Below are 20,124 nucleotides of genomic sequence, written 5' to 3'. Positions count from 1 at the left end.
GAAATGAACGAAATTGAGCTAACAAAAAAACTTATTGAAATCGAGAGCGTTTCTGGGAATGAGACAGAGATTTTAGAATTTTTGGCAGATTTTTTAAGGGAGAATTCGGCCGAAGTTTGGCAAAATAAAGATTTTGCGGCTGGCGTTTTAAGAATTAGAACAAATGGAAATGAGTTTTCGAAAAGTAGTCGAGCAATTATTTTGACAGGGCACATTGATACCGTTTCAGCTGGTGATTTGCGAGCCTGGGAGAGATCACCTTGGGAAGCGACTGAAATGAACGGAAAAATTATTGGCTTGGGTGCGAGTGATATGAAAGGTGGGCTAGCGGCTCAATTTATTGCTGGTCTTGAATTTGTCAAAGAAAATAATTTTGAAAGTAATTTTGACCTTTGGCTGGTTGCAGTTTCTAATGAAGAAATTGATGGCCGTGGAAGTCGAAATTTTGTAAAATGGTTGAATGAACAAAAAGAATTTGATTATAGCGAATTTTTTGGAGTAATTGCCGAGCCAACAAATTGTGAAAATATTGAAATTGGTCATCGTGGAAATCGTTTTGTTCGATTAAAATTTAAAGGCGAAAGTGGCCACGCTTCACAACAGGCGAATTTTCAGAAATCTGCACTTTCGAAAGCTTCATTCTTTCTGTCACGAATTGATGATATTTTTAAAAATTGGCAAGAAAGTTTTTCGAACGATTTTTTAGGTTCGCCAAGTTTGGTCCCAACTTCATTGAAATCTGGTGAAGATAAAAGTCCAAATAAAACTGCGCCTTCTGCTGAATTGATTCTAGATATTCGGACCACGCCTGAACTTGACTCTGATTTTAAAAATACCTTCAATTCATTGGCTGAAAAATATGATTTTAAGTGGGAGTATCATAGTGAGCCGGTTCCTTCAAGCCTTGTTTCAAAAAAATCAAGGGTTATTGAAAATATTTTGAAAGTTTCAAAATTAAATGAAGAATCGATTATGGTTAGTCCAGGAGCAACCGATCAGGGCGAATTCGTGAATGGGTTGAAAAATGCTCAAATAGTTGTTTTTGGGCCGGGTGAATGGGATGAAGCTCATCACCAGAATGAATTTATATATATAGATAAGCTTTCGAAATATAAAACTTGGATTATTGATTTTTTGAAAGAATTTTAATTGAAAGTATTGACTTGAACGATGCTTTTTGGTAAAATTAAAACATACGCGGGTTTAGCTCAGTTGTTAGAGCGCTTCCTTGCCATGGAAGAGGCCAGGAGTTAGAGTCTCCTAACCCGCACCAATATGGATATGAAAATGACTGCTTAGGCAGTCTTTATTTTATAACAGTATAGGCTACTAAAGTTTTCAATATCCTTCGATTAGTTTATTTATATTTTAAAGTTTCTCAATCTTATTGCTTAAGTTCTAAATTATTACTAATTAGCTTGCTTTCGAAAGGGAAGGCTTCTATTAAATAATTGCCAGATTGTTAAGTTTCACATTTGAAGGTTTTGCTAGTCCTCAGAGGTGATTTACATGGAATCGCCTCAATTGGAGCAACAAAATAGACCTACGGCCATCTGACCCCGTAGGTCTAATCCTTCTATAAACTAAAAGAAGCAGCTACCCATCAAGTAGCTGTTCCTTTTTTGGTACCGCGAGCCGGACTTGAACCGGCACGAGCGTAATGCTCACCAGATTTTGAGTCTAGCGTGTCTACCAATTCCACCATCGCGGCTTATTATGGTTTTGACTATTTACATAGCTCATTATCTATTGTATACTAAGAGTAGGGAAAAATCAAGAGAAATGAATGATAATAATACAAAAAATCAAAACAATGGATTGAATATACCTGAGAGGCAATTGCAGAGTACTTTTTCAAATGATAGAAATCGTGCTGCGATTGAATTTCGAAGGCAAAAAGTTCAACAGCTTTATCAAAAAGCTAATACTGAACAAATTTTAGAAATTCAGCAAAGCAAAAAAGAAAATCAGCCAGAGAAAATTAACTTGGCAGAATATTTAAAAAATCAAAATAACTCTAAAAAAGTTGATGTGCGGCGAGAAGAATTAATTAAAAACTCAATTGAGGAAGTTTCGAAACCATTTCAGCCGCAACCAAAAGCTAGTTTTAATTCTGGTGTTGGTCAAGAGACTGACGAATTTAAGACTCGTCAAAAAGTTATTCAACCGCTCCAGAATAAGCAAGATATTGTAAAAGTTGATGAAAACTCACATAATTTAGGAGCGATAAAATATAAGCCTCAGCAAGCTGTTCAAAATTTATATAATATCCAGCAAGAAAATCAGCCAAGTGAGCAATGGAAACGATACCACGCGGCTTGGCAGAATTATTATCAAAAGTATTACGAAACCTATTATTCGGCGGCCTTGAAGCAGCAAAAAAAGCAAACGGCAAATATTCAATCAGAAGTTGTGGAAGATTTAACGGAAAGCCAGAAAAAAGAGCGAGCTTTGGCGAAGCTTCGAAAAGATATTTCAGAAAAAGCGCGTCAGAAAACTGAGAAAATTCGAAAATCCCGTCATTTTGTACCAATTTTTTCAGCAATTGTTGTGGTAGCTTTGTTTCTATTTTTGCAATATAATAGATTGATTTTTGCTTCAGTTGAAGCTTATGTTGCGCCGGGAAATTCGAATGCTACTCAAACAATTTATAGCCCGAATTCTTCTAACTCGGTTGGGCAAGAGCCAAAATTGATTATTCCGAAAATTAATGTTGATGTTCCAGTTGTTTATGGTGTTGGGAATGATAGCGCATCTCAATTGAAAGCAATGGAAAAGGGTGTTGCACATTTTTCAATTCCAGGCGCAAATGCGGTTCCGGGGCAAAATGGAAATACCGTTTTGAGCGGGCATTCAAGCAATGATCTGTTTGATACAGGCGATTATAAATTTATTTTTGCTCAGCTTGATAAACTTAAACAAGGTGATGTAATTTATGCTAATTATAACGGCAAACGATATACTTATAATGTAACAAAAACAGAGGTTGTAATGCCAAATCAAGTAAATAGAGTTCAAATTGGGACAGATAAACCAATGCTAACTTTGATTACTTGCGTACCTCTTGGAACTGCTGAAAAGCGTTTGCTCGTTTTTGCCGAACAAGTTTCTCCAGATCCAACCAAAGCTGAAAAACCAGCCAGCCAGGAGAATTCTGATAATAAAGAAGTAACGCTTCCTAGGAATTCTCTAACATTTTTTGAAAGATTATTTAGTTGGAAATGGGATTAAGATAATAAATCGCTCAAATTTAAACTTGAGCGATTTATTTTTTTAAAACCCTTGAAAATTTAGTAAAAATAAAGTAAAATATACATAAGCTAAATAGGGAATAAAATGAGAGACGAAATTATCATAAATGGAAAAAAATATGATGCAATTACGGGTAAACTTTTAAGTGCTCCAAAAAATAATTATGATATTAAAAACAAAGATATTTCGAAAATTCATAATAATTTGCAGCGTTCAAGCACTTTAAACCGTAAATATGTTACAATTCCAAAGAGACAAGGAGTTTCTCTTCGCCAAGATGAAATGATTAGCCAGTTTAAGCGTCGCCACGATTATCAAGAGGCGATTTTACGCGCACGTGAAGCAAAAGAGACTCAACAAGACCGAATTTTAATTTCACGTTTTTCGAAAAATTCTAAAACAATCTCGCCAATTACGAAAGAACAAATTAAAGAAGCTGAGAAGATTGCACCTTTCGAAGAGCATCCACTTGCTAAAAAAGCTAATGAAGAACTTAGAGCGAAAAAATCTCAAAAACAAGAAATTTCAAACCAAGAAGTTAAAGAATTTGCAATTAGTCAAGCAATTGAAAAGTCTCGCGAAGAAAGCAAAAAAAGCCGTGGAATTCATCGAAAGAGTTTTTTTGCGCGCAAGAAGTTTATTAGTTTCTCGATGGGTTTTGCTGTTGCGATTTTTGGCGTTGGATATCTAACTTATGTTAACTTACCGGATATTGCAAGTAGGATTACAGCTTTCCAATCTGGTATAGCAGTCGAAACTCCTGCTTATATTGCAAATGGATACTCTCCAAAAGGCCTAGCTTATTTTGATGGAAAAAATGTTAATTTTGAATATAAAAAAGGTGATTCTAATTATAAGGTTCAACAATCGCAAAGTGGCTGGGATAGTTCGGCATTATTGCAAAATTATGTTACAAAAAAATGGAGTGAAGATTATTCAACAACTTACAGCAATGGGTTAACAATTTATTCGAATCGTCGTGGGGAATCTGTTTGGGTGAATAATGGAAAACTTTATAAAGTTGAGGTCTCTGGCAATAAGATTTCGGATGAAGAAATTCGAAAAATAGCAACTAGTCTTAGTGCATGAAAAGTAGCTTTAGCTACTTTTCATTTTGGGTTGAGAAAAAATAAAAATTAAAGTATAATAGATAATTATGAAAGCAAGAACTCGTTTTGCGCCAAGTCCAACTGGATATATTCATGTTGGAAATGTTCGAAGCGCACTTTACCCCTATTTGATCGCCAAGCAAACCGGCGGAGATTTTATTCTGCGAATTGAAGATACTGACCAAGCTCGATTTGTCGATGGTGCGGAGGATTTAATTCTTGATACTCTAAAATGGCTCGGTCTAGATTGGGATGAAGGTCCAATTTATAGCAAAAAAAATGAAGAAAAAGGTGATTTTGGGCCATATCATCAAACTAAGCGCCGCGAAAAATATCTTGAATGGGCGCAAAAAATGATCGAAAAAGGCCTAGCTTATGCCGACCCATATTCACCAGAGGAAGTTGAGGAATTTCGAAAAAAAGCTAAATCTGAAAAACGTGCATTTTTATACCGTAACCATCGCCCGGAAAATCCACCAGAATGGAAACTCGGAATGCCACTTCGTTTTAAGACACCAGAAATTAAACGTTATACTTGGCATGACGCTGTGATGGGTGAACTCTCAGCTGGTCCTGAGGCTTTAGATGATTTTATTTTGATTAAAGCGGATGGTCTTCCAACTTATAATTTTGCACATATTGTTGACGATTTTGAAATGAAAGTTACGCATGTAATTCGTGGTTCGGAGTATGTTGCCAGCACTCCAAAATATCTTTCGTTATATGAGGCGCTTGAAATTCAACCACCAATTTTAGCTCATTTACCGCATATCTTGGCGCCGGAAGGTAATAAGAAGCTTGGTAAACGCGACGGTGCAAAAAGTGTTAGCGAATATCGAGTAGATGGAATTTTGCCAGAGGCTATGCTGAACTTTCTGGCTCAACTTGGCTGGAACGATGGCACTGAACAAGAAATCTTTACTAAAGAAGAATTAATCGAAAAATTTTCCCTTGATCGTGTGCAAAAATCTGGTGCAAGGTTTGACGAACAGCGACTTTTATGGCTCAATGGTCAGTGGATCCGCAAAATTTCTCTTGAAGATCTATTTAAGCGTGTGCAAGATTTTTGGGGAGAAAATGCTAAGAATGCTAGTGAAGAATACAAAAGAGAAGTTCTTGGTCTAGTTTTTGATCGCTTAAAAACACTTAAAGATCTCCCGCTTGCTAGCGAATACTTTTTTGCTGAACAACAATCTGATTTAGAGATGATTTCGAAAAATAAGCAGCTTAAAAAACTTGAAAAATCGCAAGTTGCAGAGCTTTTGAGTTTAGTAATTTTTGAGGTGGAGCAGCTTGAGGAATGGAATGATGATAAAATCCAAGAATTGCTAAACAGGTTGCTTGAAAAGACTAGCCAGAAACCGGGAATTCTATTCCAGATTATTCGAATTTCATTAACTTGGGCGCCATTTTCACCAGCCTTGAATCAAACTCTACGAGTAATCGGTAAGGACGAAAGCGCAAAACGCCTTAAAAATTCACTACAAGAAATTGAGAAAATGTAAAAATAAGCTCCGCGACAAACGGAGTTTATTTAATATTTTCGAAAATAATTTTAGCAATCTCTCGCGGTTTTTCCATTGGCGACAAATGGCCAGAATTTTCAAGGATATGAAAATCTGATTTAGGGAAGTTTTTGCGAAATTCCTCTTCATTAAAAGGCTGAACCGTTCCATCTTTATCGCCAATAATAGCAATTTTGATATAATTCTCGGTTTTGAACACTTTTTTGTCAAGTGCTATTGGGATTGTTGATTTTTGCGCGAGTAAATTCCTTGCTGAGTTTTGACATAAAAACATGTTTTGATAAATATTTTTATTTGCTTCAAGCGACCAAGTTTTTTGGAGAGTAGCTGCTTTGAAAGGTGAGAAAACTGGTAGATTTGAAAAAATCATTAAAAATCTAGATTTATTTAATAATTTCATTCCAGCTAAAAATGAATCGCTAGGCTCAAAAACTGGATTTATAATAATGGTTGGAATTTTTTTCGAAATCTCATCATCGCTGATAAAATAAGAACTAAAAGAGTGGCCAATAATAAGATGAATTTTACCAAAATTACTAAGTTTTGAAATCATCTTCTGGTAGAAAATTCGAAAAATATCGATATTTTGAAAGGTATTAAGTGAACTTTTACCATGAGCCGGTAATTCACAAATAATAATTGAATATTTTTTTGAAAGCTCAAATCCAAGTGGAGTTAATCCAAAATAGTTTCCACCAAAACCATGAAAAAGAACGGCAATTGGTTTACTTTCTTCTAAATTTTTATATATTGAAATTTTATTACCGTCAATATCGATAAATTCATTTTTTAGCTCTCTTCGCCAAGATTTTAGATTCATTATATAATTGTACCATTTTTGAGGCCTAATTACAAAATGCACTTTCGAAAAAGTATAAGCTGTGATATAATATATCTAAAGCTTAAGAATTTTTAAATAAAAAGAAAGGAAAAAATGGCAAATCCACTGCGACTAGTGATGATTCGTCACGGGCAAAGTGAGGCTAATATTGTTCAGCATGCGCAAAAGCTCGGGCAAAAAATTGATCTAGAAAAAAAGGTTGAGGCGCGTGCAGATTGGCGACAGCGGCTCTCGCCGAAAGGTAAAGAGCAAGCCGAGAAGGCAGGGAGAGAACTTTCGAAAATTTATGGAAGTTTGGATTTTTTTGATTCGAAATATACTTCACCTTTTATTCGAGCAAGAGAAACTGCTGCAATTTTAAGTGGAGAAAATTGCCATTTCTGGAAGATTGATGATTTACTCTCAGAGCGAAACTGGGGGATTTTTGGTCGTGTAGATATGAATGAGCGAGTTGATAATTTTCCAATTACAATGAGATACCTCTATAATGATCCATTTTTTATGCGGCTTGATGGCGGTGAGAGCATTTTTGATGTTTATTTGCGTTTTCGAAGTTTTTGTGAGCGTCTAAAGAGAGATGAGTCAAACCAGAATGTTTTGATTGTTTCTCATAAACAGTTGATTCAATCTGCTTGTTATTTAATTGAAGGATTTTTGCCTGAACATTGGAATGATAATCGAATACGAGATATTTACGATGTGCCAAATTTGGGAGCAATTGAGTATTCAAGAATCAATCCAATGAATGCGAGTGATGTTCGTGAAAATTTTGCTTGGCGGAGGGTTTTGAATTTAGGCGAAGCTGACGGAAAATATGGAGATTGGGAAGAATTTGATATTCGCCGAGAATTTTCGAATGATGAATTATTAGCTCAAATTAATGAAAATAAACCTTTTTTAAAATAGTTATTGACAAAGCTTAAACGTTTTGCTATAATTCTATTACAGTTGATGTGTTATCAAGGGCGATGTTTGTTTTCTCCCCTAAATAACACTTATAAATAAAAATAAATAACAAAAACCGCCCAGGGTGGGCACACATCAACAAATAAATCACTGCTTGAAAAAGTGGTGATTTTATATTATAATGAATAAGATTATGTTTAAAAAAGGAATTCAAAGAAAACTTGAAAAATATGTTCGAAAATATTTCGAAACTCATCCAGATATTAAATTAATTACGGTTGCTGGTTCTGTTGGAAAAACTAGTACAAAACTTGCAATTGCAACTATCTTGAGTCAAAAATATCGTGTACGATTACACGAAGGAAACCACAATACACATTTGAGTGCTCCTTTAGCGATTTTAGGAATAAATTTTCCTGGAAATCCTCGTAATTTTTGGGAATGGCATAGAGTTTTTAAGGCTGCAAGAAAGCGGATTAAATCACCTAGTGATCAAGAGCCGCAAATTATCATTCAAGAACTTGGAACTGACCACCCCGGTGATATCGAACGGTTTAGCAAATATCTTGCTCCAAATATAGCAGTAATTACATCTGTTACTCCTGAACATATGGAGTTTTTTGGAAGTATCGATGCTGTTGCGCAAGAAGAACTTGAAGCTGGGAATTTTGCTGAAATGGCAATTTTAAATCAAGATGATATCTCGCCAGATTTTTTTAAATATATTCGAAATTCGAATATTGCAACTTATAGCTCGGTTGGTGGAGCTAACTATAATTTTATAGCTAATAATTTCTCTTTACTTGATGGCTTTAGCGGTAAAATTCAAACTCCAGAATATGGTGAAATTAATGTTCGAGTAAAAGTTTTTGGCGAACATTCTCTTAGGCCAATTGCTGGTGCAGTAGCGGTCTCTATTAAGCTTGGCTTGAGCCCGCAAGAAATTGTAGGTGGGTTGGCAAGTTTGAAACCAGTTCCTGGTAGAATGAATTTTATGCGAGGCGTTAAAGACTCTGTTTTAATTGATGATACTTATAACTCGAGTCCGGCCGCATTAGAAGCTGCGATCCAAACACTTTATTCTCTTTCTGCACCTTCGAAAATTGCAGTTATTGGAAGTATGAATGAGCTTGGTGAGGATTCTGCTTTTGAACATCAAAAAATAGGTGAAATGCTTGATGGGGTTTCTCTTTCCTGGGTGGTTACTGTTGGTGAACATGCAAATAAGTTTCTTGCTCCAGCTGCAAGATTGCGGGGCTGTCAGGTTTATGAAGCAAAAAATGCAATTGATGCAGGAACTTTTGTTCATAAGATTATGGAACGAGGTACTCTAGTTCTACTTAAAGGCTCTCAAGGTAAAATTTACCTAGAGGAGGCTACAAAAATCCTACTCTTAAATAAAGATGATGAAAAATGGTTGGTTCGTCAGGACGAAAAATGGAAAAAAACCAAAGATGACTTTTTTAGTAGCTTCACAGAAGTTGCTGAAGATGAGGTTTAGATGAAAGAAATTTTACCAATTGTTGATGAAAATGATAAAATTATTGACGAAATTGATAAGGCTGAATTTGATAAAACTACGGGGCGAATTTATCGAACGGTTTCACTAATTTTATTTAATTTAGATGGTGATTTTTTGATTCAACGGCGATCTTTTTCGAAAGCTACATTTGCTGGAAAATGGCAAAATTCGGCAGCGGCTGGCCATGTTCAGATTGGTGAAAGTTATCTGGACGCGATTCATCGTGAAACTATTGAAGAAATTGGCTTGAACTTGCGATTTCAAGATTTCATTAAAGTTGAAAAGGTTTTTATTCATACCAAAGAAAATAAGCGTCGTTTTATGCAAGTTTTTGCTGCAAAAATGAATTTTAATCTTGAAGATCTAGCGATTGCGCGTGATGAAGTTGCCGAAATTAAGCTAGTGAATTTTAAAGAATTTCAAAAAATGATTAAAGAACATCCTGAAGATTTTACGGATTTACCAGAAGTTACATTAAAAATTCTTGAAAAAGCCCGAGAAAAAATTGAAAAATAATTATTCGCAAGCAATTTTATAAAGGGCTATTCCGGTTGCAACTGAAACGTTGAAACTTTCTTTTTGGCCAAACATTGGAATTTCAAGAGTTCTATCGCATAAATTGAGTAATTCTTTCGAAATCCCTTCAACTTCTTCTCCCAAAAGCAGTGTAATTTTGGCATTTTTATCGGCTACAAAATCTTTTAAGAAAATTGATTTTTTGCTTTGTTCGAGCGCAAAGATTTCGAAACCTTGACTTTTTAGATTTTGAATCGTTTTAAAAATATCTTCAGAAATTTCAGCTGGAACAATTTTTTCAGCCCCAAGCGCGGTTTTATGAATTTGTGAATCAATTTTTTGTGCAATGTGTGGCAAACGGCCAGTTTTTTGAAAATTTTCGTCCTTTAAAATTGGGAAGGGCGAATATCCGCTGAAGATAATTTTTGAAACTCCAAAGCCTTCACTAGTGCGTAAGATTGCGCCAATGTTATGAGTTGAACGAATATTGTGCGCTAAAACAACGATTTTACGATTTTGCACACGGTTTTGATTTTCGAAAGAGTTAGGATTTTTCATTATTTTTTTATTTTAGCAGATTTTTTAAAAAATAAAAAGAGCCCAAAGGCTCGAATTTTAACGCTTGTTATTTATGGCGTTTAAGTTTTGATAATGTTCGACCGATGATTTCATAGGTGTATTTTGCGAGCCCTGGTGAAACCCCACCGGTATTTATTATTTCGAAAGTATACTCGCTTTCGTAAAGTCCTTTTTTAAAAGTTACCAACGATGAGCTTTTGTTGTCAGTTTCTAGTTCTTCAACTTTAACAAAAGCAGAATATTTTGAAAGTATGCCAATTTTTGCGCGAAAAGAGTTTTCGATTTTTAGAAAAATGTTCGAGTGGTTTTCGAATGGGATATTTATCTCTTTTTCTACTTCTGGGCAACTTTCGAAAATAGCTTGCTCGATTGTTTCTTTAAGGTGCATTTTTTCTTACCTCGTTCTAAAAATTTCGCTTGAAGCGATGAGAATATTTTAGCATTTTTGATTGAAAAAATAAAGTGCTTGTGGTAAAATTAAGTTAATGGAAGAAAATAAAATTCAGCTAATGCGTAGGCAAAAGGAAGAAGAAGCGACCGAGCAACGAGCTAGAATCCTTGGGCTAACGTATCTTGATACACGAGATTTCGAAGATATTTTTCCTCTCGCAAGAGATCTTTTCACAAATGAGCAGATGTATCGGGCATTTTTGGCACCACTTCAAATTGGTGATATTGATGAAAATAAGCCTTGGCGAGTTTTGATCACCAGTTTAACTCCACGCTCAGTTATTCAAAAATTGAGTAAAAAATATCAAGATGAAGGCAAGACTCTTGAGCTTTTCTTGGTTTCTGAAAGCGCATGGAAGAATATTATGCGGCGTTATGATCCGCCGAAAAAGGTTGTTTATGACGATATTGAAATTGCTGGTGAGGGCGATAGTGCTACTTTAGAGAAGGTTAGTCAAACTTTGGCAAATGTTGCTTCCGATCAGGTTTTTGATTATCTGATTGATCAAGCAGATAGGCTCGGCGCGAGTGATATTCATATCGAAAATCAACGCCAGACGATTCGAATCCGGATGCGTGTTGATGGTGCGCTTCACCCAGTTGCTGAGCTTGGGCGAGATCGATACCGTGTTATTATGGGTGAACTTTCTTCGCGAGCGGGGGTGTCAAGCGCTTCAAAAACTTCCCAGTCTGGCCATATGCAGAAGGATATTTATCGTGATGGAACTTCGCATCTTTTAAATTTGCGTGTTGAAACTGTGCCGACAATGTATGGAATGGATGCGGTGATGCGTTTATTTAACTTTGATGAAAGCATGCTTCAGCTTGATTTACTTGGAATTGCGCCAAAAGAGCGAGCTGAAATTGATGAAATTATTTCGCACCCGCGTGGAATGGTTTTAATGGTTGGTCCAACTGGTTCCGGTAAATCAACAACTCTTTATTCTATGCTTAATGCCTTAAATACGCTTGATCGTAAGATTATTACGCTTGAAGATCCAATTGAATATGGTATTGGTGGGATTTCACAAATCCCGATTGATACAACACATGGAGCTAGTTTTGCTGACGGATTACGTTCTGTTTTGCGTCTTGATCCAGATGTTGTAATGGTTGGTGAGATTCGTGACAATGACACGGCGAAAACTGCAATTCAGGCTTCAATTACTGGCCACTTGGTGCTTTCAAGTTTTCATGCCAATTCAACGAGTGCGGCTTTTTCGCGTATGATTGATATGATTGGTATGAATCCAATTTTCTCGAGCGCAATTCGACTTTTGATCGCTCAGCGACTTGTTCGAAAACTTGACAAAAATGCTAAAGAATATATCCCAGATGAAGCAACTAAAAAATGGGTTCGAAACGTTCTTGAGGGTGTCCCAGCTGAAAAACTTCCACAAGATATTTCTGGAGATTTTAAACTTTGGAAACCAGTAGCTTCAGAAGATAGTCCGTTTGGTTATAAGGGGCGAATTGTGGTTATGGAAATGATGGTTGTAAACGATAATATTGCAGCATTTTTACGTGGTGAAAGAGGTGTGATTTCAACTGAAGCTATTGAGGCTCAAGCTCGCAAAGATGGCTTGTTAACCCTTTTACAGCAGGGCGTGATTTCGGCACTTCGTGGTGATACAACTATTGAAGAAGTAAATCGTGTAATTTAGCTCTTCACAAAAACTAAAAAGTATGATATAATGAATCTTGATTGTATATATTAAATTTAAAAGTGAGTGGAAAATATGAGTTTTGAGTTAATCAAAAAAGTTAATGACGCACAGAAAAAAGAAGCCGTTCTTGATATTAAAAGTGGCGATACTGTTCGCGTTCACCAAAAAATTAAAGAAGGTAATAAAGAACGAATCCAGATTTTCGAAGGTGTAGTTATTCGAACTGACCGCAAGAAATCACATACTTCTCGAATTACTGTTCGGAAAATTGCTAGCGGTGTTGGAGTTGAGAAATCTTTCCTTCTTCATAGCCCGTTAATTGAAAAGATTGAAATTGTTCGCCGTTCGAAAGTTCGCCGAAATTACCTTTCATTCTTAAGAAACCGAAGCGGTAAAAGTGCTCGTCTTAAACAAGTTTCTTTTGACCGTGAAGCTGTAAATACTTTGCCTGAAGCTCCAAAAGCGGAAGAAAAAGTTGAAGCTAAGTAAGAAAAAACTGAAGAAGCCAAATAAGCTTAATTGTTTTTATAAAATTAAAATCGCTCAAATTTTGGGCGATTTTTAATTGACTTTTTTAGAGAGTGTGCTATAATTGAAGAGTATGAAAAAGCTTAAGCTAAATAGTGGTTTTACAATTATTGAGGTTGTTTTAGTTCTTGCGATTGCTGGCCTGATATTTCTAATGGTATTTTTGGCTCTACCTACATTGCAGCGTTCGCAGAGGGACACCCAAAGAAAACAGGTTATTTCGAAAATTGCGGCAATTTTAGAGGAGTCGAGAACGAACAATAAAGGTAATTACGTGAGTGATTATGATACTAATAATGAGCTTGAAAATTTTATTAAAAACTATCTAAGGCCCCACGAGAGTGAGTTTTTGGATCCAAGTACAGGGCAATTTTACACGTTTTTAAAGTGTGGAAGTAAGGTAAATTGTGGAACAGGGGTTGGCCAAGATAATCTTGAAATTGGTGAAATTTACTATAACTCAAATGCTGATTGCGAGGTTGGGAGATTCGTTGATAAACCTTTCAATGCAACGAATTTCATTTTACTTACAAGACTTGAAACTGGCGGATTATATTGTTTTTCATCTTCAAATTAAGATTTTTAAAAATTTAAAAACTCCTCTCATAAAGGAGTTTTTGATTATTTGATTTTATAAAAATCACCAAGGCTGTATTTATTTCCGCTTAAAATGTCGTATTCAATCATTTCGAAATCTTTTAAAATGTCACTTTTTTCGTCTGTTTTTACAAATTGTTTAGTTAAGGCGGGATATTTTTCTCGCAAATCACTTAGTAAGTATTGAAATGCTGAAAGTTTTGAATCAAAAGAATTTAAAGCTAAGATTTGATTATAAATCAAGCTTGAGGTTCCTAAATCTTGTTTTTCTTTTTTAAAATTCGAATAAACAAAAAGTGGTGTGCGGCGAATATCGTTTTTATTTAATTCTTTTTCGAACATTTCGCCATAAATTCCTGGCCAGTGATCACCCCAGAAAACCACAATGGTTTTTTCATTTAATTTTTTAATTTCAGAAAGAAAATTCTTCATTGCTTTATCTGAATGTGAAATTCCTTCAAGATAAGCCTGAATAGTTTTTGCATTTTCTGGATTTGCGCCATTTTTCGCTTCAACGCTAAAATTATGTTTCGAATAAAAATTGTTGTCATAGGGCATATGGTTCTGCATTGTTACGAGGTGGATAAATTCAGGCTTTTGGCTATTTTTTAGTTCAGCTAAAACTTCATTAAAGGCGGATTCATCTGAAATATATTTCGAGTTATCAATTTTCGAATTGTTTTTGAAATTATCAGCGCTCTTATATTCTTGAAAACCAAGGTTTGGATAAACAACCTCGCGGCGATACATATTACGATTATACGGATGCATTGCGATTGTTTTGTAGCCGTTTTCATTAAAATTCTTCACGATTGAAGGTGTGTCTTTATTTGTAGACACAATTGAAGTATAGGGGATTGAATTTAGAAAGAAATTACTTAATCCTGTTAAAGCTTCGAATTCAACATTAGCTGTTCCGCCGCCATATTCGCTTGAAGCAGCCCAACCAGAACTTTGTGATTTTTTAATTTCTTGTGTGTATGGAATTGGCTCTTTATTTCCGTAATCATAAAGATGCTTACCAAGCTTAGGGTCGATAAAACTCTCGCTCATCACATAAACGACATTTACTTTTTCATCACTTAATTTTTTGCGATTTTTATTATTTTCTTCAGCAATTTTTTTATATTTTTGGACAATTTTTTGTACGGCTTCTTTAGAATAACCTTCTGGTTGTTTTTGAGTTTTAGTTTGAAGGTTTGAGATTGTTGCTAAAATAAAGCCATTGGTTCGGTAGTTATAAGCTTGATCGGTGAAGTCAATAGAAGTCTCGAGATTCTCAACTTTAATGAAAGTGCCTTTTCCACTAAGATTTCGAATTTCTAAAGTGTGTAAATTTAAAAAGTGCGCACAAATTAGAATTAGAGCAATTTGTGGAATAAAGATTGCTATTTTTTGCTTTTTTGAAAATTTAAAATGCCAGATTTTTTTTGAAATTTTATTTACAATAATGGTTATGATTATAATTATCGCAATCGTAAAAAGCATATTTAAAAATCGTTCTAAATTAATCATTGAGGCTAGTCCGCCAGCTTCACCAGACATCGCCAAATCTTCAGGCAAAAACGGCGTATTGCGCGAGGCCATTTTTTCAGTATTGATATACATCACAATTGTGGCGAGTGAAAACAAAATGCCCATTGAAATTCGCCAGTTTCGAAAGATTCCGACAAACAAAAAACTGATTAAAATTGTTACAATCTGGCTATACTCGGCAATTTTTGGATTTTTCGAAAGGAATTCGTTAGCCTTTTCCCAGCCACCAAATTGGAGATTTAAAATATATTTTGCAAGAAAGGCTCCCAATAAATAAATACAAATCGTTGAAAATATCAAAAAAGTAGCTTTGCTTTGAATGATTTTTTTGCTAATTTTTGCGTATTTTATAACGTTTTTTTGTGATTTTTCAGATAAATATTTTTTAAAAATTTCTTTAAAGTATTTTTTGAAATCAAGCTTTTTTAAATTTTTCATAATAATTTAATTATAACATTTTTTAGAAAAGTTGGCGAGAGTTGCTCTTAGAATTTTTAGATTTTAAACATTTTATTTTACTATGAAAAAACTCAGTGGTGGCTAAAAACGGTAGTAGTGCAGCTAATATTCTGTTGGAGTTTATTCTAGTTCTGGGTTTGGAGCGGCTTAATTTTATGCAGTAAAAAAGGCTACGCAAGAATAAGCGTAACCGTAACCGTAATGAATAAATAACTTCTCACTAGCGAAGATGTGATTCATTTTATAAACTACCGCCATAGTTTATAAAACTACTTGATAAAAGAACTATCTCCTTTCTTCGGAAGTTTTTTAGTTATCATTTATTGCGTTATCTTTCAATATCCTCGATGAATACTTCTTCGTCCTCTTTATATCCATCGTATCTAAAATAAACTTTCAATAAGTGATAACTGTTAAATTATAGCAAAAATATTCTAGCTTGTCAATGATGAAATTAGACATTTTTGCAAGATTTTTGAGCTTAAAATGCTTGAAATTTTAGTTTTTTTGTGTTAAAATAAAACAAGTTGCCAGAGACAGTAGCCGCCTCGCGTTAGCTAGGCTTAATCTGCTACCGAGGAATACTTTTTCTATCTGCCAACGAGTTTTGAAGGGAGGCTTTCAAAACGCCAGAATCTTAACAATTAGGTCGAAGAATATTAACCAAAAAAGGAGTTTTTATGGCATTATCACGCGATAAAAAGAACCAATTGGTTGCTGAATTAAGCGCCGCTCTTAAAGACGCAAAAATGACAGCTTTTGCTGAATATAAAGGTTTGACAGTTGCCGACCTTCAAGAACTTCGAAAAGAAGCTCGCGAGGCTGGTGTTCAAATCAAAGTTGTTAAAAACCGCCTTGTGCGAGTTGCGATGCAAGAAGTTGAAGCTTTGAAAGAATCTGACACTTCTGCACTAAAAGGTCAACTCGTTTACGCAATTTCAAGCGAAGATGAGATTGCTGCTGCGCAAGTTTTGGGTAAATTTGCAAAAAATCACCCAGAAATGAAACTTGTTGGTGCGTTTGCTGACAATGGTGATGTAATGGATACTGCAACTGTTACGACACTTTCAGAACTTCCAAGCAAAGATCAACTTATTGGTCAAATTGTGGATACACTTCTTTCGCCAATCAACGCGATTGCTGGTGGTCTTACAAACGAAGATTTGGAATTTCGAAAAGCAACCAATTAATTTATTTTAGAATATTAACCACTTAAATTTTTAAAGGAGTCAAAAATGGCTGACATTAAAAAATTGGCTGAAGAATTGGTAAAATTGACTATTCTTGAAGCTAACGAATTGAAAGAACACCTCAAAGAGGAATACGGAATTGAACCAGCTGCTGTTGCTGTTGCCGCTACTGCCGGTGCTGCTGACGCTGCTGACGAAAAAACAGAATTTACAGTTACTTTGAAAGACGCTGGTGCTCAAAAAGTTGCTGTTATTAAAGCAGTTAAAGAAATCACAGGTCTTGGACTTGGTGAAGCTAAAGCTATCGTTGACGGTGCTCCAGCACCAGTTAAAGAAAAAGTTTCTAAAGATGAAGCTGAAGAAGCTAAAAAGAAACTTGAAGAAGCTGGCGCAACTGTTGAGCTTGCTTAATTTTAACATAAATTAAATCGACCTAATTTAAGATTTTCGAAAATCGCTCAGAACATGGGCGATTTTTTGTTTTTATAAAAATGTATTATTACTATTGACTTTATTCTATTATTATGTTATTATACTATCCTAGAGTTTGAGATGACTTTAGGCGAAGGTTATAAAGTCTCATCAAAGGAATCTTGTGGAAAAAAGCTTAAACAAGTCAAAAACTCAACAATATCTTTTAGATAACGCTTATGCTGAATGGGCGTTAAACGCAAATAAGGGTTTTCGAAAACAACCGTCTTATAACAAATATTATACATTGAAATCATCACCAGAAAATGTTAAAAGAGCAATAGATGATTTAGATTTATCAAATCTCGCTCTTATTGATGAAGGGCAACTAAATGAAAGCTATAACCCAGATTTAGCACGTGACGGTGGTGGTTATGATCAACCCTGGGAGTTATATTCCGATGGAAGATATGAAATTTTAAGCCACGATCTTAATGTAGGTGATTTCGGGATGGGTGATCAGCATCTAACGATTTATACCGATAATATTGAAGTAGCAAGTGCGCATTATTTGGATTTTGGAGTGGAAGAGCAGCATATTAGCGAAGAGCTCAAAACTATTTTTTGGGTACGAGATATTCTTAAAAATCAGCTAAACCACAAAAATACTAAAATAGAAGAATAATCATTCTTCTATTTTTAATTACTTTCTGAATCTATGCAGTATCCCCAACTGTTATTAGTAGGAACACTCTCGAGCTATACTTACCAATATAGCAATATCTTTAGTTGGAACAGATCCGCTATATTTTAAACAGTATCTGTCGCTATCGCTTTTTTGCAAATCGCGCCAAGAACGATACTCCAACTGCCCAGCCTACGCCAACCACTATCAAGTCTACTATATGTAGCAATTTGAGTTGTGGTAGAATTAAAGGAGCCGAAGTTGTCAATATAACCATTAGGACGATCATTTAAGTACGGGCTTTTATTCCAATAAGGTTTAAGTTCTGTCCATGCATCGTTATTTTCATTAAAGGGAACCTTGCCGCCATTATTAGTCTTAAATTGAATAATTGCAACTAAAAGATTACGGGCATCATTTTTTTGCCGTATATCTTTGAGATCGCCCAAGAGTAGGGACTGCAAGAAACACCATTAAAAATATCAGCCCAGCCACTGCAATAACTATAACAACTTCAATAATTGCAATTATGCTTTTTTATAGTTTTAATTATATCATCTCCTAAAAATTAAGTTTATTGACTAAGGCATATTTTTTTGTTAGTATGTTTACATAGATATTCGTTAAAATAGTTAAAAACTGATTCTTATTGTAATTTTCATGTATTTAGGAAATAAAATGGTTCTCGGGATTGATGAAGTTGGTCGTGGAGCGTGGGCTGGGCCTTTGGTTGTGGGTGCTTGCGTTTTGAATGGTGCTAAAATTAAAGGACTAACAGATTCAAAAGCTCTTTCAAAAAAGCAGAGAGAGAAGCTATCGGCAGAGATTTCTAAAAGTTCTGCAATTATTGGCTTGGGTTGGGTTTCGAACGATGAGCTTGATGAAATTGGTTTGAGCGCTGCTTTAAAACTTGCAACAAGGCGAGCTGTTAAGGAAGTGCAGATAAAATGTAAAAAACAAAATATCAAATTTAATGAAATTATAATTGATGGCACTGTAAATTTCTTGGCTGGCACACCACTTGAAAAATATGCCTCCACTCTTAAAAAGGCTGATTTACTAATTTTAAGCGTTTCTGCAGCTGCAATTTGTGCGAAAGTTGCGAGGGATAATTTTATGGCAGAACTTTCGAAAAAACCTGAGCTTGCACCTTTTTGCTTTGAAAATCACGCAGGATATGGAACACCAAAACATAGGGCAGCTTTGTCTGAATTTGGAGTGAGCAAAATACATCGCAAAAGTTTTAAGCCAATAGCGGAATTCTTAGAAAATTCTCAAAATAAGAACATGAATACCTTTAAGGTGAAGAAAGCTGAAAAAATTACTACAAAAGAGCTTGGTGATAAAGCTGAGGATTTTGTAGCGGAATTTCTAAAGCAAGAGAAACACGAGATTCTGGCGCGAAATTGGCGAACAAAATTTTGTGAAATTGATATTATTTCGAAATATGGTGAAAATTACTATTTTACAGAGGTTAAATTTCGAAAAAATAATGATTTTGGTGGTGGAGAGGCTGCAATTTCAAAGAATAAAGTGGATCAAATGCGATTTGCGGCAGAATTTTTTGCTTACAAAAATAATATAAAAAATAGCGAGATGCGGCTTGCTGCGGCAATAGTTGAGGGCGAGAATTTTAAAAAGTTTGATTGGTTTGAAATTACTGATTAGCAATTTTGCAAAATATTTTGCATTGCTGATTTTTCAGAGGCAGTTACCCAAATTGAGTATTTTTTCTTGATTGAAATTTGGCGAGAAATATATTCACAGCGAAAATCTTTATTTGAAGGAAGCCAAGAGCCGGCGTCAGAATCACCTTTTTGCTGATTGGCTGGGCCATCTGAAGCTAAAAGATTTAGCGGATCATTCGCAAATTCGATTCGTTTTTCTTTCGAAAATTGTTGAGCGCCCTTTTGCCAAGCATCAGAAAGTGCAACGACGTGGTCTATTTGAACAGCAGAAGCATTTTGCTTACGTGAAAAATTAATTTCTTTGCCAGTATAAGGGTCTTTTAGGGTTCCGCTTAAAATTTTGCAATCCGAATTTTCTACAGCATTTATTAAATCACGTTTTAAAATACGGTTTCGTGTATCGCAACCGCTAGAATCTTTTGTCCAGCCTTTACCAAATTGCTCGCGAGAATAACCAGTTTTTGGTGAACGACCTTTAACTTCAAGTGAGTTTAAATCAGTTAAAGAAGTTTGAGAATCTGATTTTTTATTTGAATCTAGTTTTGAAGTTTGCCAAAAATCTGGATTTGCTAAAATTGATGCAATTGCGATTATGGCTATAAAAAATAAACCAAAAATTCTCCTTCTTCGAAAAATACTTTGCTTTTTTCTCATAAAAATAT

20 protein-coding genes, 2 tRNA genes and 1 other annotated feature are annotated in these 20,124 nt (G+C 35.1%); of the genes, 15 read left to right on the top strand and 7 right to left on the bottom strand.

Annotated features, from left to right (window positions below; all coding sequences use genetic code 11):
- The first annotated feature begins 3 nt into the window (after positions 1–3).
- Positions 4–1,149 (top strand): M20/M25/M40 family metallo-hydrolase, encoded by a 1,146-nt coding sequence (locus tag HXL38_002290; protein ID QWB90804.1) that lies wholly within the window; start codon positions 4–6, stop codon positions 1,147–1,149.
- A 48-nt stretch (positions 1,150–1,197) separates the two neighbouring features.
- A tRNA-Gly gene (locus HXL38_002285) sits at positions 1,198–1,273 on the top strand.
- Between the two features lie 350 nt (positions 1,274–1,623).
- On the opposite strand, the gene HXL38_002280 is transcribed toward HXL38_002285, so the two are convergent.
- A tRNA-Leu gene (locus tag HXL38_002280) sits at positions 1,624–1,711 on the bottom strand.
- 71 nt (positions 1,712–1,782) lie between these two features.
- Here HXL38_002280 and HXL38_002275 point away from each other — a divergent pair.
- The 3 genes from HXL38_002275 to gltX all read left to right on the top strand — a co-directional run bounded on the left by HXL38_002275 (position 1,783) and on the right by gltX (position 5,866).
- The gene (locus HXL38_002275) at positions 1,783–3,231 is read left to right on the top strand and encodes a sortase (protein QWB90803.1); all 1,449 of its coding nucleotides are present in this window, start codon (positions 1,783–1,785) and stop codon (positions 3,229–3,231) included.
- Between the two features lie 105 nt (positions 3,232–3,336).
- The gene (locus HXL38_002270) at positions 3,337–4,341 is read left to right on the top strand and encodes a hypothetical protein (protein QWB90802.1); all 1,005 of its coding nucleotides are present in this window, start codon (positions 3,337–3,339) and stop codon (positions 4,339–4,341) included.
- A 67-nt stretch (positions 4,342–4,408) separates the two neighbouring features.
- Positions 4,409–5,866 carry a glutamate--tRNA ligase gene (gene gltX / locus HXL38_002265; GenBank protein QWB90801.2) on the top strand — a complete coding sequence of 486 codons (1,458 nt, stop codon included), beginning with the start codon at positions 4,409–4,411 and terminating at the stop codon, positions 5,864–5,866.
- A 25-nt stretch (positions 5,867–5,891) separates the two neighbouring features.
- On the opposite strand, the gene HXL38_002260 is transcribed toward gltX, so the two are convergent.
- On the bottom strand, positions 5,892–6,707 hold the full coding sequence (locus HXL38_002260) for an alpha/beta hydrolase (protein QWB90800.1): 816 nt from the start codon (positions 6,705–6,707) through the stop codon (positions 5,892–5,894).
- Between the two features lie 114 nt (positions 6,708–6,821).
- On the opposite strand from HXL38_002260, the gene HXL38_002255 reads away from it, so the two are divergent.
- From HXL38_002255 to HXL38_002245, 3 genes are all read left to right on the top strand, one after another.
- The gene (locus HXL38_002255) at positions 6,822–7,634 is read left to right on the top strand and encodes a histidine phosphatase family protein (protein ID QWB90799.1); all 813 of its coding nucleotides are present in this window, start codon (positions 6,822–6,824) and stop codon (positions 7,632–7,634) included.
- A 181-nt stretch (positions 7,635–7,815) separates the two neighbouring features.
- A complete protein-coding gene (locus HXL38_002250) occupies positions 7,816–9,135 on the top strand; it encodes a UDP-N-acetylmuramoyl-tripeptide--D-alanyl-D-alanine ligase (protein QWB90798.2) in 1,320 nt (439 codons plus the stop codon).
- Complete coding sequence (locus HXL38_002245; protein QWB90797.1) at positions 9,136–9,672, top strand: NUDIX domain-containing protein; 537 nt, start codon at positions 9,136–9,138, stop codon at positions 9,670–9,672.
- Here HXL38_002245 and HXL38_002240 read toward each other — a convergent pair whose 3' ends face one another.
- Both HXL38_002240 and HXL38_002235 read right to left on the bottom strand, forming a co-directional pair.
- Positions 9,673–10,230, bottom strand: coding sequence for a TrmH family RNA methyltransferase (locus HXL38_002240; GenBank protein QWB90796.1), 558 nt, complete (start codon positions 10,228–10,230; stop codon positions 9,673–9,675).
- Positions 10,231–10,297: 67 nt separating this feature from the next.
- Entirely contained in the window at positions 10,298–10,639 is a 342-nt protein-coding gene (locus HXL38_002235) for a hypothetical protein (protein ID QWB90795.1), read from the bottom strand.
- Between the two features lie 97 nt (positions 10,640–10,736).
- Between HXL38_002235 and HXL38_002230 the strand changes: the two genes are divergently transcribed.
- The 3 genes from HXL38_002230 to HXL38_002220 all read left to right on the top strand — a co-directional run bounded on the left by HXL38_002230 (position 10,737) and on the right by HXL38_002220 (position 13,473).
- Positions 10,737–12,365: a GspE/PulE family protein gene (locus HXL38_002230; protein QWB90794.2), complete on the top strand. Its 1,629-nt coding sequence runs from the start codon at positions 10,737–10,739 to the stop codon at positions 12,363–12,365.
- 75 nt (positions 12,366–12,440) lie between these two features.
- A complete protein-coding gene (gene rplS / locus HXL38_002225; protein ID QWB90793.1) occupies positions 12,441–12,857 on the top strand; it encodes a 50S ribosomal protein L19 in 417 nt (138 codons plus the stop codon).
- A gap of 112 nt (positions 12,858–12,969) precedes the next feature.
- Complete coding sequence (locus HXL38_002220) at positions 12,970–13,473, top strand: type II secretion system GspH family protein (GenBank protein QWB90792.1); 504 nt, start codon at positions 12,970–12,972, stop codon at positions 13,471–13,473.
- 44 nt (positions 13,474–13,517) lie between these two features.
- On the opposite strand, the gene HXL38_002215 is transcribed toward HXL38_002220, so the two are convergent.
- Positions 13,518–15,467, bottom strand: a complete 1,950-nt coding sequence (locus HXL38_002215) for a sulfatase-like hydrolase/transferase (GenBank protein ID QWB90791.2) — start codon at positions 15,465–15,467, stop codon at positions 13,518–13,520.
- 533 nt (positions 15,468–16,000) lie between these two features.
- Positions 16,001–16,088: a sequence feature (ribosomal protein L10 leader region), on the top strand.
- An 80-nt stretch (positions 16,089–16,168) separates the two neighbouring features.
- Between HXL38_002215 and rplJ the strand changes: the two genes are divergently transcribed.
- The 3 genes from rplJ (at position 16,169) to HXL38_002200 (ending at position 17,774) form a co-directional block, all read left to right on the top strand.
- The gene (rplJ, locus tag HXL38_002210; protein ID QWB90790.1) at positions 16,169–16,678 is read left to right on the top strand and encodes a 50S ribosomal protein L10; all 510 of its coding nucleotides are present in this window, start codon (positions 16,169–16,171) and stop codon (positions 16,676–16,678) included.
- A 45-nt stretch (positions 16,679–16,723) separates the two neighbouring features.
- Positions 16,724–17,089: a 50S ribosomal protein L7/L12 gene (rplL, locus tag HXL38_002205; GenBank protein ID QWB90789.2), complete on the top strand. Its 366-nt coding sequence runs from the start codon at positions 16,724–16,726 to the stop codon at positions 17,087–17,089.
- Between the two features lie 184 nt (positions 17,090–17,273).
- Positions 17,274–17,774 carry a hypothetical protein gene (locus tag HXL38_002200; GenBank protein ID QWB90788.1) on the top strand — a complete coding sequence of 167 codons (501 nt, stop codon included), beginning with the start codon at positions 17,274–17,276 and terminating at the stop codon, positions 17,772–17,774.
- Positions 17,775–17,899: 125 nt separating this feature from the next.
- On the opposite strand, the gene HXL38_002195 is transcribed toward HXL38_002200, so the two are convergent.
- A complete protein-coding gene (locus HXL38_002195; GenBank protein QWB90787.1) occupies positions 17,900–18,238 on the bottom strand; it encodes a hypothetical protein in 339 nt (112 codons plus the stop codon).
- A 214-nt stretch (positions 18,239–18,452) separates the two neighbouring features.
- On the opposite strand from HXL38_002195, the gene HXL38_002190 reads away from it, so the two are divergent.
- The gene (locus HXL38_002190) at positions 18,453–19,442 is read left to right on the top strand and encodes a ribonuclease HII (GenBank protein ID QWB90786.2); all 990 of its coding nucleotides are present in this window, start codon (positions 18,453–18,455) and stop codon (positions 19,440–19,442) included.
- Here HXL38_002190 and HXL38_002185 read toward each other — a convergent pair.
- Positions 19,439–20,116 carry an HNH endonuclease family protein gene (locus tag HXL38_002185; protein ID QWB90785.1) on the bottom strand — a complete coding sequence of 226 codons (678 nt, stop codon included), beginning with the start codon at positions 20,114–20,116 and terminating at the stop codon, positions 19,439–19,441. The two genes, HXL38_002190 and HXL38_002185, sit on opposite strands and share 4 nt — an antisense overlap.
- Between the last annotated feature and the right edge of the window lie 8 nt (positions 20,117–20,124).

Source organism: Candidatus Saccharimonas sp. (genome assembly GCA_015256915.3).
Lineage (GTDB): Bacteria > Patescibacteriota > Saccharimonadia > Saccharimonadales > Saccharimonadaceae > Nanogingivalis.
This window is presented reverse-complemented; position numbering and strand designations above follow the sequence as displayed.